16 protein-coding genes are annotated in these 15628 nt (G+C 71.6%); 10 read left to right on the forward strand and 6 right to left on the reverse strand.

Translation table 11 applies throughout. The features are described 5' to 3' along the window. Positions 1 to 294 precede the first annotated feature (294 nt). Positions 295 to 1626, reverse strand: a complete 1332-nt coding sequence (gene ftsY, locus AC07Q9_RS21500; protein WP_492680318.1) for a signal recognition particle-docking protein FtsY — start codon at positions 1624 to 1626, stop codon at positions 295 to 297. A 29-nt stretch (positions 1627 to 1655) separates the two neighbouring features. On the opposite strand from ftsY, the gene AC07Q9_RS21505 reads away from it, so the two are divergent. Both AC07Q9_RS21505 and AC07Q9_RS21510 read left to right on the forward strand, forming a co-directional pair. Further along, on the forward strand, positions 1656 to 3101 hold the full coding sequence (locus AC07Q9_RS21505) for a M16 family metallopeptidase (RefSeq protein ID WP_492680320.1): 1446 nt from the start codon (positions 1656 to 1658) through the stop codon (positions 3099 to 3101). A gap of 18 nt (positions 3102 to 3119) precedes the next feature. Further along, positions 3120 to 4484, forward strand: coding sequence for a M16 family metallopeptidase (locus AC07Q9_RS21510; protein ID WP_492680322.1), 1365 nt, complete (start codon positions 3120 to 3122; stop codon positions 4482 to 4484). Between the two features lie 7 nt (positions 4485 to 4491). Here the strand turns inward: AC07Q9_RS21510 and AC07Q9_RS21515 are convergent, their stop codons facing one another. Further along, positions 4492 to 5403, reverse strand: a complete 912-nt coding sequence (locus AC07Q9_RS21515) for a LysR family transcriptional regulator ArgP (protein ID WP_070061978.1) — start codon at positions 5401 to 5403, stop codon at positions 4492 to 4494. 79 nt (positions 5404 to 5482) lie between these two features. Here AC07Q9_RS21515 and AC07Q9_RS21520 point away from each other — a divergent pair, with 79 nt between their 5' ends. Genes AC07Q9_RS21520 through pcp form a run of 7 tightly spaced genes read left to right on the forward strand, consistent with a single transcriptional unit; the run spans position 5483 to position 10518 of the window. Beyond that, positions 5483 to 6118: a LysE/ArgO family amino acid transporter gene (locus AC07Q9_RS21520; RefSeq protein ID WP_095746682.1), complete on the forward strand. Its 636-nt coding sequence runs from the start codon at positions 5483 to 5485 to the stop codon at positions 6116 to 6118. Positions 6119 to 6154: 36 nt separating this feature from the next. Further along, positions 6155 to 6817 (forward strand): RsmD family RNA methyltransferase, encoded by a 663-nt coding sequence (locus AC07Q9_RS21525; protein ID WP_492680324.1) that lies wholly within the window; start codon positions 6155 to 6157, stop codon positions 6815 to 6817. Positions 6818 to 6860: 43 nt separating this feature from the next. Beyond that, positions 6861 to 7364: a pantetheine-phosphate adenylyltransferase gene (gene coaD, locus AC07Q9_RS21530; protein ID WP_062481439.1), complete on the forward strand. Its 504-nt coding sequence runs from the start codon at positions 6861 to 6863 to the stop codon at positions 7362 to 7364. Between the two features lie 39 nt (positions 7365 to 7403). Continuing rightward, on the forward strand, positions 7404 to 8051 hold the full coding sequence (gene pxpB / locus AC07Q9_RS21535) for a 5-oxoprolinase subunit PxpB (protein ID WP_492680388.1): 648 nt from the start codon (positions 7404 to 7406) through the stop codon (positions 8049 to 8051). Beyond that, positions 8048 to 9046 carry a 5-oxoprolinase subunit C family protein gene (locus AC07Q9_RS21540; protein WP_492680326.1) on the forward strand — a complete coding sequence of 333 codons (999 nt, stop codon included), beginning with the start codon at positions 8048 to 8050 and terminating at the stop codon, positions 9044 to 9046. The genes pxpB and AC07Q9_RS21540 overlap by 4 nt, the downstream gene beginning before the upstream one ends. 54 nt (positions 9047 to 9100) lie before the next feature. Next, on the forward strand, positions 9101 to 9841 hold the full coding sequence (gene pxpA, locus AC07Q9_RS21545) for a 5-oxoprolinase subunit PxpA (protein ID WP_062481323.1): 741 nt from the start codon (positions 9101 to 9103) through the stop codon (positions 9839 to 9841). 5 nt (positions 9842 to 9846) lie between these two features. Then, complete coding sequence (gene pcp, locus AC07Q9_RS21550; RefSeq protein ID WP_492680328.1) at positions 9847 to 10518, forward strand: pyroglutamyl-peptidase I; 672 nt, start codon at positions 9847 to 9849, stop codon at positions 10516 to 10518. Between the two features lie 9 nt (positions 10519 to 10527). Here the strand turns inward: pcp and AC07Q9_RS21555 are convergent, their stop codons facing one another. After that, positions 10528 to 11238 (reverse strand): alpha/beta fold hydrolase, encoded by a 711-nt coding sequence (locus tag AC07Q9_RS21555; protein ID WP_174543705.1) that lies wholly within the window; start codon positions 11236 to 11238, stop codon positions 10528 to 10530. A gap of 116 nt (positions 11239 to 11354) precedes the next feature. Between AC07Q9_RS21555 and AC07Q9_RS21560 the strand changes: the two genes are divergently transcribed. After that, positions 11355 to 12050: a histidine phosphatase family protein gene (locus AC07Q9_RS21560; protein WP_492680330.1), complete on the forward strand. Its 696-nt coding sequence runs from the start codon at positions 11355 to 11357 to the stop codon at positions 12048 to 12050. 9 nt (positions 12051 to 12059) lie between these two features. Here the strand turns inward: AC07Q9_RS21560 and AC07Q9_RS21565 are convergent, their stop codons facing one another. The 3 genes from AC07Q9_RS21565 to AC07Q9_RS21575 form a co-directional block, all read right to left on the reverse strand. Further along, on the reverse strand, positions 12060 to 13652 hold the full coding sequence (locus AC07Q9_RS21565; protein ID WP_492680332.1) for an N-acyl-D-amino-acid deacylase family protein: 1593 nt from the start codon (positions 13650 to 13652) through the stop codon (positions 12060 to 12062). Positions 13653 to 13769: 117 nt separating this feature from the next. Then, on the reverse strand, positions 13770 to 15131 hold the full coding sequence (locus tag AC07Q9_RS21570; protein WP_492680334.1) for a tetratricopeptide repeat protein: 1362 nt from the start codon (positions 15129 to 15131) through the stop codon (positions 13770 to 13772). A gap of 43 nt (positions 15132 to 15174) precedes the next feature. Then, positions 15175 to 15573: a tautomerase family protein gene (locus AC07Q9_RS21575; protein ID WP_495311735.1), complete on the reverse strand. Its 399-nt coding sequence runs from the start codon at positions 15571 to 15573 to the stop codon at positions 15175 to 15177. Between the last annotated feature and the right edge of the window lie 55 nt (positions 15574 to 15628).

Genomic DNA, 15628 nt, shown 5'->3' on the forward strand with positions numbered 1-15628 from the left:
AGCCTGCGGCTGAAAGTGAATACGTTGTAGTTCATTGCGTGCCGATCCCATCGGTTGGCCACACATGCAATGACTTTTGGCACTGCCGGGCGTTCGCCTCCCGTCGTAATTTCGGGTTTCAGGGAAGCGAAATCAGGGGGCGTTGCAGGCGTCGACCACCGGTGCCTTCGCACACGAGGCGCGACGCCGCACAGGCCACACGCAGGGGGAATACAAGGGAGAAATAAGAAAGACAGGGAGCTGACGGCCTCCGGCGAAAGCCGGGGGCCGTTTTTTTTATCCGAAGCGAAAGCCTCAGCCGAGCAGCGCCTGCGCGAACTCGCGGGCGTTGAAGGTCTCGAGGTCTTCGAGCTTTTCGCCCACGCCGATGAAGTACACCGGAATCGGCCGCTCGCGCGCGATGGCGCACAGCACGCCACCTTTGGCGGTGCCGTCGAGCTTGGTCACGATGAGGCCCGTGAGGCCCAGGGTCTCGTCGAAGGCCCTGACCTGCGCCAGCGCGTTCTGGCCGGTGTTGCCGTCGATCACCAGCAGCACCTCGTGCGGCGCGGTGGCGTCGGCCTTGGTGACGACGCGCTTGATCTTCTTGAGCTCGTCCATCAGGTGCAGTTGCGTCGGCAGGCGCCCGGCCGTGTCGACCAGCACCACGTCCTTGCCGCGTGCCTTGCCGGCGTTCACCGCGTCGAAGCTCACGGCCGAGGGGTCGCCGCCTTCGTTGCTCACGATCTCGACGGTGTTGCGGTCGGCCCAGACCAGCAGCTGCTCGCGCGCCGCCGCCCGGAAGGTGTCGGCCGCGGCCAGCAGCACCGAGGCGCCTTCGGTGGCCAGGTGCTTGGTGAGCTTGCCGATGGAGGTGGTCTTGCCCGCGCCGTTGACGCCCGCCACCATGATCACGGTGGGCGTGTATTCGCCGATGACCAGCGGCTTCTCGAGCGGCTTGAGCAGGTCGGTGACGGCGTCGGCCAGCAGCAGCTTGACCTGCGCGGCGTCGGTGGCCATCTGGCGTTTGACGCGCACCTTCAGGTCGGCGAGCAGGTACTCGGTGGCCTTGACGCCGGTGTCGGCCATCAGGAGCGCCGATTCGAGTTCTTCATACAGCGCGTCGTCGATCTGCGCATTGACGAACACGGCCTGGATGCCGGTGCCGGTCTTGCGCAGGCCAGTCTTGAGCTTGTCGAACCAGCTCTTGCGCTCGGTGGCGATGGGGGCCGGTTCGGCGACGGCGACAGGTGCGGGAGGCGGTGCGGGCACGGGCGCCGGAGGGGGCGGCGGTGGCGCGATGACGGGCGCGGGTGCAGGAACAGGGGCGGGTGCAGGAACGGGGGCGGGCGCTGGCGCAGGGATCGGCGCAGGTGCGGCGACCGGAACTGGCGCGGGCGTCGGCGCCACCACGGGCGCGGCCGGTGCCGGCTCGGGGGGCGGCGCAGGGGCGGGTGCGGGTGCGGGTGCGGGTGCGGGAACAGGCGCTTCCGCTGCAGGCTTCGACCCGAACCAGCTCGACGGCGAGAACACCGAGCGTGCCGGTGCGGGTTCCGCGGCCGGGGAGGGCGCGGGTTCGGTGGTCGGCGGCGGGGCCGGTGTCACCGGGGCATCGGCAGGTGGTTTTTTCTTGAAGAAACTGAACATCGGGAGCTTTTTACAATCCGACCCATTCTATGAAACACCTCTCGCCACGCCGCGCTGCGTCTGGTGCGGTGCTGGCCCTGGCGCTTTCTGCGCTGTGGACCGTGCCCGCGCAGGCCCAGTCCACCCCCGCTCCCGCCGCGTCGGCCTCGACTGCCGCCGCTCCGGGCCCCCAGCAATTCACCCTCGCCAACGGCATGACCGTGATCGTGCAGCCCGACCGGCGCTCGCCGACCGCGGTGCAGATGGTGTGGGTGCGGGTCGGCTCCATGGACGAGGTCGACGGCACCTCGGGCGTGGCGCACGTGCTGGAGCACATGCTGTTCAAGGGCACGAAGAGCGTGCCGGCCGGCGAGTTCTCGCGCCGCGTGGCGGCGCTGGGCGGCCAGGAAAACGCCTTCACCATGCGCGACGCCACGGGCTACTACCAGCAGATCCCGGTCGGCAGCCTCGAACAGGTGATGAAGCTCGAATCGGACCGCTTCGCCAACAACCAGTGGCCCGACGACGAGTTCAAGCGCGAGATCGAGGTGGTCAAGGAAGAGCGCCGCCTGCGCACCGACGACCAGCCGCGCGCGCTGCTCGGCGAGCAGCAGAACGCGGCCGTCTTCACCTCGTCGCCCTACCGCCGTCCGGTGGTGGGCTGGATGAGCGACCTCGAATCGATGACGCCGGCCGACGCGCGCGCCTTCTTCCAGCGCTGGTACGTGCCGGCCAACGCCGTGCTCGTGGTGGCCGGCGATGTCGACGTGGCGCGCGTGCGCGCGCTGGCCGAGAAGTACTACGGCAGCATCCCCGCGCGCGCCGTGCCGGAGCGCAAGCCGCGCACCGAGCCCGCGCAGCGCGGCATCCGCCGCCTCGAGTTCAAGGCCCCGGCCGAGCAGGCCTACGTGTCGCTCGCCTTCCGCGTGCCGCAGCTCACGAACATCGACGACGCGAACAGCGACGCCTGGGCGCTGGTGGTGCTCTCGGCCGTGCTCGACGGCTACGCCGGCGCGCGGCTCGACCGCGCCCTCACGCAGGGCCCCGGCCGCGTGGCCGATTCGGCCGGCGCGTACGCGGGCTTCATCGGTCGCGGTCCGCAACTCTTCATGCTCGACGGCGTGCCGGCCGCCGGCAAGACCGCCGAGACGGTCGAGGCCGCGCTGCGCGCCCAGGTGGCGCGCGTGGCGAAAGACGGTGTCGGCGAGGCCGAGCTGGCCCGCGTCAAGACGCAGTGGGTGGCGAGCGAAACCTACAAGCGCGATTCGGTGATGGCGCAGGCGCGCGAACTCGGCAGCAACTGGATCATGGGTCTGCCGCTGGACGCCAGCGAGCGCATCGTCGCCCGGCTGCAGGCCGTGACGGCGGCGCAGGTGCAGGCCGTGGCCGCCAAGTACTTCGGCGACGACCAGCTCACGGTCGCCACGCTGCGGCCCCTGCCGCCCGAACCCAAGCGCGGCCGCGGCTTCGCAGCCCCCGTGGGCGAGATGCGCTGAAAGGCACCGGATTCCCTCATGAAGAACCTCAAGAAGATTGCAAGCACCGCCCTCCTGGCGGGCATCACCGCGCTGTTCGGCATGGGCAGCGCGCAGGCTGCGCTGCCCATCCAGCACTGGACGCTGGCCAACGGCGCCAAGGTGTACCTGGTGTCGACCAACGCATTGCCGATCGTCGACGTGCAGATCGATTTCGACGCCGGCAGCCGGCGCGATCCGGCCGCGCAGGCAGGGCTGGCCAGCACCAGCGCCGCGATGGTCGAGAAGGGCGTGCGCGCCGGCCGCAACGGCGAGCCCGCGCTCGACCAGAACGCGCTGGGCGAGGCCTGGGCCGATCTGGGCGCCAGCTTCGACGTGAGCGCCGGCACCGACCGCACCAGCTACACGCTGCGCACGCTGTCCGATCCGGCGCTGCTGACCAAGGCCGTGGCCCTGGCCGCACGCGAGATCGGCGAGCCCTCGTTCCCCGACGACATCTGGTCGCGCGAGCGCGAGCGCATCAACGCCGCCATCAAGGAAGCCAACACCAAGCCCGCCACCGTCGTCGGCCGCGCCTTCGCGCAGGCCGTGTACGGCACGCATCCCTACGGCCAGGAAGTGACGGAAGAGACGCTCGCGCGCATCGACACCGCCGCCATGCGCCAGCGCTACGAGCAGCTGATCCTGCCGTGCCGCGCCAAGCTCAGCATCGTGGGCGCGGTCACGCGCGCCGAGGCCGAGGCGCTCGCGACCACGCTGCTGTCGCGCCTGCCCAGTCCCGGCGCCTGCGCACCGCTGCCGACCATCGCGCCGGTGGCGGCGCTCACGGCACCGAAGGACGAGCGCATCGCGTTCGATTCGGCCCAGGCCCACGTCTTCATCGGCCAGCCCGGCTACCCGCGCCAGGACCCGGACCACTTCGCGCTCACGCTCGGCAACTACGTGCTCGGCGGCGGCGGCTTTGTCTCGCGGCTGACCGAAGAGGTGCGCGAGAAGCGCGGCCTGGCCTACAGCGTGTACAGCGGCTTCGCGCCGGGGCTCGAGGCGGGCGCCTTCCGCATCGGCTTCCAGACCCGGCCCGACCAGGCCGAGGCGGCGACGAAGGTCTCGCGCGACGTGCTCGCGAAGTTCGTGGCCGAAGGCCCGACCGAGAAGGAGCTGAAGGCCGCGAAGGACAACCTGATCGGCGGCTTCCCGCTGCTGCTGGACAGCAATCGCAAGCTGATCGGCAACGTCGCCAACATCGCCTGGTACGACCTGCCACTGGACTACCTCGACACCTGGACCGCGCGCATGAACGCGGTCACGGCCGCCGACATCCAGGCCGCGTTCGCCCGCAAGCTGCAGCCGCAGCGCATGGTGACGGTGGTGGTGGGCGGCAAGCCGGCCGCCGCGGTGCAGTAAGAAAAGTTCAGGCCAGCGCGTGCGGCCCGCTGCGCGCGGCCTCGCGCACCGCGGCACCGAGCTGCGCCAGCAGGCGCGGCGCAGCTCGGGCATGCTGCCAGTACAGCGGCACCGGCAACGTCGCGCCGGGCACCAGTTCCACCAGCGTGCCGTCGCGCAGCGCATCGGCCACCATGCTGGTCGGGTGCATGCCCCAGCCGATGCCGCGGCAAGCCGCCTCGACGAAGGCGGCGGGCGAGGGCACCCAGTGGCGCGGCGTCTCCACGTTGCGGTGGCAGATGCGGCGCACCCAGCGCGCCTGCAGCCGGTCCTTGCGGTCGAACACCAGGTTCGGCGCGGCGGCCAGCGTGCGCGCCCCCACGCCCTTGGCGAAATAGCGTTCCACGAAACCGGGACTCGCGGCGGCCACGTAGTGCACCGTGCCCAGCGCCTCGCTGTTGCAGCCCGTGACCGGCTGGGCCAGCGCGGTCACGGCCGCCAGCACCGCGCCGCTGCGCAGCCGTTCGGCCGTGTGGTCCTGGTCGTCGGCCGTGAGGTCGAGCAGGGCGTCGGGCGCCTGCGCAGCAAAGGCGGCGGCGCCCGCCATGAACCAGGTCGCGAGGCTGTCGGCGTTGACCGCCACCCGCACCGTGACCCGCTCGTGCGCCTCGCCGCTGCCCATGCCCAACGCGGGCAGGGCCTCGCGCAGCTCGTGCTCCAGCATGCCCACGCGTTCGACGTGCCGGCACAGCTGCAGGCCGGCCTCGGTCGCCACGCAGGGCTGGCCGCGCACCAGCAGCGCGCCGCCGGTGCGCTCCTCGAGCAGCTTCACGCGCTGCGACACCGCCGAGGGCGTGACATGCAGCGCGCGGGCGGCGCGCTCGAAACTGCCTTCGCGCACCACGGCGGCAAGGGCGTGCAGGGCGGCGTAGTCGAGCATGGTCGTGAATGAAGTAAAACTGAATTGGCGTTAGAAAGTTTAGTTTGATTGAATCGGCTGCGGACGGCAAGCTCGGACCATGACCGCCGTTCACGCCTCCACCGCTTTCCTCAACGGGCTCTTCATGAGCCTGGTGCTCATCGTCGCCATCGGCGCCCAGAACGCCTACGTGCTGCGCCAGGGCTTGCGCCGCGAGCACGTGAGCGCTGTGGTGCTGTTCTGCGCCGTCTGCGACGCGGTGCTGGTCGCCGCGGGCGTGGCCGGCATGGCGCAGGCGCTGAAGGGGCGGCCGATGCTGGCGACGCTGCTCGCGGGCTTCGGCGCGGCCTTTCTCTGCGGCTACGGCCTGCGCGCGCTGTGGCGCTCGCGCCAGCCGGGCGCGTTGCAGACGGTGTCGCAGGGCGCCTCGCGCTCGCGCGCCGCGGTGGTCGCGCAGGCCGCCGGCTTCACGCTGCTGAACCCGCACGTCTACCTGGACACCGTGCTGCTCGTGGGCACGGCCGGGGCGCAGTACCCGGGCCTGCTCAAGGCCTGGTTCGTGGTCGGGTCGACGCTGGCCAGCGTGCTGTGGTTCACCGCGCTGGGCTTCGGCGCGCGGCTGCTGGCGCCGGTGTTTGCACGCCCGCGCGCCTGGCAGATGCTCGATGCGCTCATCGGCGGCACCATGCTCGTGCTGGCCGCGCTGCTGGCGCGTCGCGCGTTCATGGGCTACTGAGTGAAGGGGGGCCAGCTGCGGCGTTAAGCTCGCCGCATGCCCCAGAAGCCCCCGAAGAAGAACGCCGCCGCGCCCGTCTCGCGTGCCCCCGCCGCCAAGCGCCCGTCGCGGCCCAGCGAGGTCCGCATCATCGGCGGCGAATGGAAGCGCACCCGCCTCGCCGTGGCCGACAAGCCCGGCCTGCGCCCCACGCCCGACCGCGTGCGCGAAACGCTGTTCAACTGGCTCGCGAGCCTGGCCGGCGTGGGCGGCGGTGCCTTGCCGGGGTGGCACTGCATCGACGCCTTCGCGGGCACCGGCGCGCTCGGCCTCGAAGCTGCCTCGCGCGGCGCGGCCCACGTGCTGCTGTGCGAGCAGGACGCCGCGCTGGTCGCCCAGCTGCAAGCCGCCAAGGCCAAGCTCTCGGCCGAGGCCGTGCGCGTGGAGCGCGGCAACGGCGTCACCGCGCTCGAGCGTGCGGCGGCGGGCAGCCTGCAGGCGGTGTTTCTCGATCCGCCCTTCGACAACCTCGCGCTGTACGAGCCGGCCCTGCGCGCCGCCGCGCGCGCGCTGCACGCCGACGGCGCGATCTACCTCGAGGCGCCGCGCCGCTGGGCCGCCGAGGAACTCGCCGCGCTGGGCCTCATGGAATTCCGCTACCTGAAGGCCGGCGCCGTGCATGCCCATCTGCTGCGCCGCGCTGTGTCCGTGCCTGCATAATCCGCCGGACAAGCCGCACCGGCAGCATGAGGAAGAACCAACCATGGCCAGCAACGTGATCGCGGTTTATCCCGGCACTTTCGACCCCATCACCCTCGGTCACGAGGACGTGGTGCGGCGTGCAACCCAACTCTTCTCCAAGGTGATCGTCGCCGTCGCGGCGGGCCACCACAAGAAGGCGCTGTTCACGCTCTCCGAGCGCATGGACATGGCCCGCGAGGCGGTGAAGCCCTACAGCGACCAGGTCACGGTCGAGAGCTTCTCGGGCCTGCTGCGCGACTTCGTCGTCGCGCGCGGCGGCAAGGCCATGGTGCGCGGCCTGCGCGCCGTGACCGACTTCGACTACGAGTTCCAGCTCGCCGGCATGAACCGCTCGCTGATGCCCGACGTCGAGACCGTGTTCCTGACCCCGAGCGACAAGTACCAGTTCATCTCCAGCACCTTCGTGCGCGAGATCGCCATGCTCGGCGGCGAGGTCAACAAGTTCGTCTCGCCGAACGTCGAGCAGCAGCTGACCGCCAAAGTCCGCAGCCTGGGCAGGGAATGAGCCCGCTCCAGGCTTCGCGCTGAGGTGAGCGCCACCCCCTTGCCCCGCCTGCATCCGCTGGGCGATGCGGCGCTGGTGTGCGACCTGCCCGCGCCCGCCACGTTGGCGCAGCAGCAGCGCATCTGGGCGCTGGCCGCCGAGGTGATGGCCTGGCCCGGCGTCGGCGAAGCGCTGCCGGGCATGAACAACCTCACGCTGACCTTCGACCCGACCGCCGTGGCGTTCGAGGAACTCGCGGCGCGCGTGCTCGAGGCTTGGCCGGGGCTCGCGGCCCATGCCGCTGAAGGGCGGCGCATCGAGATTCCCGTGGCCTACGGCGGCGAGCACGGTCCCGACCTCGCCGACGTGGCGGCCCACACCGGGCTGTCGGCGGCCGAGGTGGTGCGACGCCACAGCGGCGGCGACTACGTGGTCTACCTGCTCGGCTTCCTGCCGGGCTTCGCCTTCATGGGCGGGCTGCCGCCCGAACTCGCGACACCGCGCCGCGCCGAACCGCGCACCGCCGTGCCCGCGCGCTCGGTCGGCATCGGCGGCGAGCAGACCGGCATCTATCCGCTGGTGTCGCCGGGCGGCTGGCAGCTCATCGGGCGCACGCCGCTCGCGCTGTTCGACCCGTCGGCCGAGTCGCCCACCTTGCTGCGTCCGGGCGACCGCGTGCGCTTCGTCGTCGAAAGCCTGCAGACATGATCCTCGTGCGCAAACCCGGCGTGCATGCCTCGGTGCAGGACCTCGGGCGACCCGGCCTGCGCCAGCTGGGCATCTGCCCGGGCGGCGCGCTCGACATGCTCGCGCTCACGCTGGCGAACCGGCTGGCCGGCAACGCCGACGCGGCGGCCGGCATCGAGTTCACCATGGGCGGCTGCGAGCTGCAGTTCGAAGTCGACACCCGCATCGCGCTCACCGGCGACGACTTCGGCGCCACGCTCGACGGCGTGCCGCTGTGGCCTTGCTGGAGCGTGCCGGTGCGTGCCGGCCAGACCCTGAGGCTCGCTGGTGCCAACGCGCCCGGCACAGCGAAGGCCGGCCTGCGCAGCTGGCTCGCGGTGGCCGGCGGCATCGACGTGGCGCCCGTGCTCGGCTCGCGCAGCACCGACCTCAAGGCCGGCTTCGGCGGCCACGAGGGCCGCGCGCTGCGCAAGGGCGACCGGCTCGTGCTGGGCGCTTCGCGCCTCGGTGCCGACCAGAACACGCGCCGTCCCTTCGGCCTGCGCGCGCCCGACTGGGGCACGGCCGAGCCCGACGGCGCCTTCGTGCTGCGTGTGCTGCCCGGCCCCGAGTTCGATCTGTTCACCCCCGACGCGCAGGCGCTGCTGTGGAGCGAGCGCTGGCGCATCACGCCGCAAAGCAACCGCATGGGCAGCCGGCTGGCCGGCGCCGAGCTGCAGCGCAAGGCGGGCGGCGACATGCTCTCGTCGGGCGTGATTCCCGGCACGATCCAGGTGCCGCCCTCGGGCCAGCCGATCATCCTCATGGGCGACGCGCAGACCACCGGCGGCTACCCGCGCATCGGCGTGGTGATCCGCGCCGACCTCTGGAAGCTCGCGCAGGCGCCGCTCGGCGGCCGGCTGCGGCTGGTGCGCACCGACCTGTCGCACGCGCTCGCGGCCTGGGCCGCGCAGCAGCGCTACCTGGCGCAGGTGGCGCAGGGGCTCGCCGCGGCGGGCTGGACCGGCGCGGCCTAGACTGTTGGCTGAAGCAGGTGGCTCCCGCACCTGCCCCGAGACGGAGAACACCCCATGCAGATCGACCTGAACGCCGACCTCGGCGAAGGCGCCGGCAGCGACGAAGCGCTGCTCGGCCTCGTGAGTTCCGCCAACATCGCCTGCGGCTGGCACGCGGGCGACGCCAGGACCATGCAGCAGTGCGTGCGCTGGGCCATGGCGCACGGCGTGGCGATCGGCGCGCACCCGAGCTTTCCCGACCGCGAGAACTTCGGCCGCAGCACCATGCACCTGCCGCCCGAGGAGATCGTCGCGAACGTGCTCTACCAGGTCGGCGCACTGGCCGCGATCGTCAAGGCCGAGGGCGGCCGGCTCGCGCACGTGAAGCCGCACGGCCAGCTCTACAACCAGGCGGTGAAAGAACCCGAACTCGCCGAGGCGCTGTGCGAGGCGGTGCGTCGCTTCGATCCCTCGCTCAAGTTCTTCGGTCTGGCCGGCAGCAACATGATCGACGCGGCCCGCCGCGCCGGCCTGCAGCCCGTCGAAGAAGTGTTCGCCGACCGAGGCTACATGCCCGACGGCAGCCTCGTGCCGCGCAGCCAGCCCGGCGCGCTCATCGAGAGCGAAGAACAGTCGCTCGCGCAGACCCTGTCGCTGGTGCGCGACCACCGCGTGGTCGCCATCGACGGCAGCACCGTAGCCGTCAACGCCCAGAGCGTGTGCCTGCACGGCGACGGCGCGCATGCGCTGGCCTTCGCGCGGCGCATCCGCGAGCGGTTGCAGCAGGAAGGCATCGACGTTCGCGCGATGGCCTGAACAGGATGCCGGCGAAGCGCGCTTCTCCCAACGTCCTGCTGACGGGCTTCGAGCCCTTCGAGCAGGAGCTGCTCAACCCGTCGTGGGAAGCGGTGCGCTCACTCGACGGCTGGCAGTGCGGCCGTGCCACCGTGCATGCGCGCCTTGTGCCCTGCGTCTTCGGCGAGGCGCTCACTGCGCTCGACCGCGCGATGGACGAACTCCAGCCGACGCTGGTGATCTGCATCGGCCAGGCCGGCGGTCGCGCCGAGTTCACGCCGGAGCGCATCGCCATCAACGTCGACGACGCGCGCGTGCCCGACAACCTCGGCCGTCAGCCGATCGACGTGCCCGTGATACCCGGCGCGCCCGCCGCCTACTTCTCGAGCCTGCCCGTGAAGGCCATCGTGCGCGAACTGCGCGCGGGCGGCGTGCCGGCCTCGGTGTCGAACAGCGCGGGCACCTTTGTGTGCAACCACCTCTTCTACGGGCTGATGCACCGCATCGCGACGCATCCGTCGGCGAAGGGCGCGCGCGGCGGCTTCATCCACATTCCCTACCTGCCCGCGCAGGCGGCGCGCTTTCCGGGTGCGCCGAGCATGGCGCTCGAGACGCTGGTCGATGCGTTGCGCATCACCGTGAAGACCGCGCTGGCCGTGAAGCAGGACGTTGCGGAAACCGGCGGCCAGCTGCACTGACCGGGGCTCTCAAGCGCTGGGGAAGTGCTTGCCCAGCCAGGCGTTGAGCGCCGTGTTGACGAACGCAGGCTTCTCCATCGTCAGCATGTGGCCGCACTGCGGCACCCACACCACCTCGGCGCGCGGCAGCAGCGCCGCCATCTCGCGGGTGCATTCGGGCGGCGCGAGGCGGTCGTCGTCGCCGCACATCAGCAGCACCGGCGCGCGCAGCAGGGCCAGGTGCGTGCGCGCATCGGGGCGGCGCATCACGGCGTGGTTCTGGCGGATGAGCTGGGCCGCGCCGGCGCCGAGCACGATGTCCAGGTAGCGCTGCACCAGCGCCGGGTTGGCGGCCTGCGCGGGATGGAAGGCGAAGGCGACGTTGGGCTCGATGATCTCGCGCACCTCGCCGCGCTCGAACCATTCGATGGCGCCTTCGCGCAGCGCGAACATGTCGGGCGTCTCGGGCCGCGCGCTGGTGCCCAGCAGCATCAACCCGGCGATGCGCTCGGGCGCCTGGCGCGCCGCTTCCATCGCGACCATGCCGCCCATCGAGGCACCGCACAGCACCAGCGGGCCGTCGTGCTCGCGCAGCACGGCGCTGGCCATGCCTTCGATGGTGTCGTGGCGCGTCTGGACGTCGCTCACGCGGGCGCCGAAAGCGGCGGGAAGTGCGGGCAACTGGGCCTCCCAGAGGCGTTCGTCGCAGGCAAGGCCGGGCAGCAGGACAAGATGAGGCATGGGCCGATTTTGCGCGATCGGACGCACCCGGCGCACGGCCCGTACGCGGTGGCGACCGTGCAACAGCGGGTTGGCACGAAGCCGCCGTGTCATGCACTCGGGGGACAATGCATGCAATGTCCACCACCACCCCCGACTCCGCCCCCACCGACCTCATCCTGATCCGCCACGGCGAAACCGCCTGGAACCGCGAGCTGCGCTTCCAGGGCCACGCGGACGTCCCGCTCAACGACATCGGCCACGAGCAGGCGCGCCGCCTCGGCCTGCGGCTCGCGGGCGAGACGGCACAGCACCTCATCAGCAGCGACCTCATGCGCGCCCAGCAGACCGCGGCGCCCGCGGCGCAGCAGTTGGCGCTGCCGGTCGTCACCTCGGCGGCGCTGCGCGAGCAGCATTTCGGCGTGGTCGAGGGCATGCGGGCCGACGAGATCCAGAGCCAGCATCCGCGCGCCTGGGAAGAGTGGCTGGAGTTCCGCGAAGACCACGCCATGCCGCAGGGCGAGAGCGCGCGCGAGTTCCATGCGCGCGTGATCGGCGCGCTCGGCGCCGTCGCCGCCGCGCACCGCGGCCAGCGCCTGATCGTCGTCACGCACGGCGGCGTGCTCGACATGGTGTGGCGCACCGCGCGCGGCCTGAGCCTCAGCGGCCCGCGCCAGAGCGAGATCCCGAACGCGGGCTTCAACCGCATCCGCATCGCCGACCCGGCTGCGCCGGACGCCATCGAGATCGTCGAGTGGGCCGACACGCGCCACCTCGCCGACCTGCCGCCGCAGCCGACCTACGACCAGCGGCGGCACCTCAAGAAGGACTGATCTTCCGGATCAAGCCGGGCAACTGCCCGGCTTCGGCGTGCGCAGCAGCGGCACGCCGGCGCCCACGCCCGTGGGCTGGCCGCCGTCCACCGCGAGGCGGCCGTTCACCAGCACCGTGACCACGCCTTCGGACAGCAGCGTGGGCTGCGTGTAGGTGGCCTTGGCCGCGAAGCGCTTCGGATCGAACACCACCACGTCGGCGTGGTAGCCGGGGCGCAGGTGGCCGCGCTGCACGAGGCCCAGCGTGTCGGCCGTGTACGCGCTGCTGCTGCGGATGAACTGCGCCAGCGAGATCGCGCGCTCCTTCACCACGTACTGGTCGTACTTGCGCGCGAAGGTGCCGTAGGCGCGCGGATGGCCCAGCGACGAGTCGGACGAGGTCATGACCCAGGGCCGCTTCATGAAGGCGCGCACGTCGTCGTCGCTCATGTTGAACGAGGCGATCATCAGGTCGCCGTCGCGCAGCACGGCGATGGCGGCGTCGACCGGGTCGGCGTTCGAGGCCTTGGCCACGTCGGCCAGCGTCTTGCCCACGTACTTCGTGCTGCCGGCCGAGAACAGGATGGCCTCGGGCCCGCCGCGCAGGCGCAGGTTCTCGCGCATGTCCTTGCGCAGGCGCTCCTGCTGCGCCGCGTCGTCGAAGCGCTGCAGCGTGGCCGCGCGGCCGCCTTCGTTGGCCCAGGGAGGCAGCAGCGCGGCCGAGAAGCGCGTGCTCGACGCGGTCCAGGGGTAGTGGTCGGCCGTGATGTCCAGGCCCGCGGCGCGCTCCTTCTCGATGCGCCGGATGATGTCGCCGCTCTGCCCCTGCACGGCCACGCCCAGCGCCTTGATGTGTGCCACGTGCACCGGCAGCTTCGCCTCGTGGCCGATGCGGATCACCTCGTCGATCGAGCCCTTGAGGCCGACGTTGTACATCGACTCGTCGCGGATGTGGCTGTCGTACAGGCCGCCGTGCGCGGCCGCCACCTTCGCGAGTTCGATGACCTCCTCGGTCTTGGAGAAATTCTGCGGCGGGTAGAACAGGCCCGTCGACAGCCCGAGCGCGCCGTCGCACATCGCGCGGGCCAGGTGCTGCTTCATGGTGTCCATCTGCGCGGGCGTGGGGGCGCGGTTGGCCTCGCCGAGCTGGCTGATGCGCAGCGGCCCGAAGCCTGCGTACATCGCGACGTTGGTGCCGACCGGCACGGCGCGCAGCTTCTGTGTCTGCGCGGCGATGTCGTAGCCGCCGAAGCCGTCGTTGCCGATCACGGCCGTGGTCACGCCCTGCGTGAGGAAGGGAGTGTTCAGGCGCTTGCGCGCGTCGCTCGAGAGCAGGTCGGCGTCGGCGTGCGTGTGGGCGTCGATGAAGCCGGGCGCCACCACGAGGCCGGTGGCGTCGATGGTGCGGCGTGCGCTGAACTGCGCCGGCATGGCGCGACCCGCGAACACGATGCGGTCGCCCGCGATGCCGACGTCGCCGACCACGGGCGTGTCGCTGTCGCCCGTGTAGATCGTGCCGCCGCGCAGCAGCAGGTCGAGCGCGACGGGGGCTTCAGCGGCGGTGGTGTGGAAGGGCGAGGCGAGGGCCGCGAGAACGGCCAGCGTGACGAGGGAGCGCTGCATGGGCGAACGGGAAGAGAGCGGGAGGAGCGGCCAGTTTAGGAGTCGCTCCCGCGCAGCCGTTAATTCCTTTTGCGGCACGCCCCATGACCGGAAGGCATGGGTGGTGCCACGCGCCGCTCAGCGCGCCGCGAGCTGCCCGAGTCCCAGCCGCGCGTAGACCGTATCCGTCTGCCGCCGCAGCCGCAGCGACTCGGGCTGGCCGTTGAGCTGCTGCTGCAGCAGGCCCTGCGCGCCCGAGAGCGCGGACTCGGTGCCGGTGCGCACCAGCGCGTCGAGGTACAGCTGCTCGAACAGGTCGCGCTGCGCATGGCTGCCGCCGATCTCGATCATGCGCGGCAGCGCGACGCCCAGGCCCTCGACCGCGCCCGCCACATCGCCGCGCGCATGGGCCACGAGGCCGCGCGCGGCCGGCACGCACACGCGCTGCCACGCGGCGCGCGTGGACGCCGGCGCCACGGGCGCGAAGGCCTCGATGTTGTGCAGCAGCACCTGCGCCTCGGGCCGGCCGGCGCGCGCCAGGCCGTAGAGGTACTGCAGGTCGAGAAAGGGCAGCACATGGTCGGCCTGGCGCTGTCGCAGGTGGTCGGCCACGTCGTCCCAGCGCGCGCCGACGTCGATGCCCGCCAGCTCGAGCCGCGCGAGCAGCGACACGGCGCCGATCTGGTCCTGCGAATAGTCCTTCACCACGCCCCAGGCGTGCTCGTCGTACACCGCGAGCGCCTCGGCGTCGCGGCCCAGGTCGATGAGGAACAGCGCCACGTGCCACCAGTTGTGCGTGACCATGAAGGAGTTGAGCCCGGTCCAGGTGTCGCTCACGCCCTGCATGAACGCCAGCCCCTCGGCCAGCCGGCCTTCGGTGAGCATCACGTGTGCCAGCGCATGGTGCGCCCAGGGCTCCTTGCGGCACAGGCCGATCGCGCGGCGCGCGCTGGCCTCGGCCTCGCGCAGCAGGTGGCACTGCTCGTAGCCGAAGGCCGCCATGCCGTGCACGTAGGGCACCTCGGCCGCGGTCGGCAGCGCCGCGAGCGCGAGCCGCAGCATGCCGGGGCAGTTGCCGGTGTTGAAGCAGTGGTACTGGCCCAGCTTCACCGACACCAGGTCGCGCGGATGCTCGTGCGCCTGCTCGGCATGCAGCGCGATGGCGCGCGCGATGTCACCATCGGCCCAGGCCTGGACGGCGGCGATGTAGCGCTGCTCGCGCGGCGTGGCGCGCGCCGCACCGGCGCGGGCCTTGTCGAGGAAGGGCCGCGCATTCGCTGCGGCCTCGCGCGATTCGGCGAACAGGTGCAGCGTCGCGCAGTAGGCCTGCACGATCGGGCTGGCATCGCGCTCAGCCAGCGCCAGCAGGTTCACGGCGCGCGCCTCGGTCGAAATGAAGCCCATGACGAAGTCGTCGACCAGCGCGAGGCTGGCGGCGTCGTCGAGCGTGAGCGGATTGCCGAGGCTGTCGGCGGCGTGCGGGGTTCCGTGGGAGGGCATGGCGGCATGGTGCCACGCCCCCGGCGTCTTTCAAGAAGTCTTCTCAGACACCCGCTTGCTGGTGGCGGTACTCCTGCGTCTTGCCGCCGTAGCCGTAGGCTGCGCCGCGCGCATCGATCACGTGGATGTACGAGACCTCGTGCAGGTCGGGCCGCAGCCGGGCCATGGCCGCGTGCACCTCGCGCAGGTAGCGCGCCTTCTCGGCCTTGGTGTTGGTCTCGTCGGTCACGCTGATGTCCAGGTGGAAGGCCGACTTGCCGAGCTCGGCCAGCGATTGGCCGCCGATGAACCAGCTGTCGGCGGCGATGTACTGCACCGTGACGGCGATGACCGGCAGCGCCTTGCCCAGCACGCTCTGCGTGAGCTCGGCGACCGTGTCGACGGTCTTGCGGGTGAGGGCGACGTCAGGTTGGCCGGAGAGGTGGACGACGATGTGGGGCATGGTGGACTCCTTTCGGGGGTGAAGAACGGGTGGTCGATGGGGTGATTGTGGGCGC

This window comes from Variovorax sp. GW821-FHT09A10, assembly GCF_059418385.1.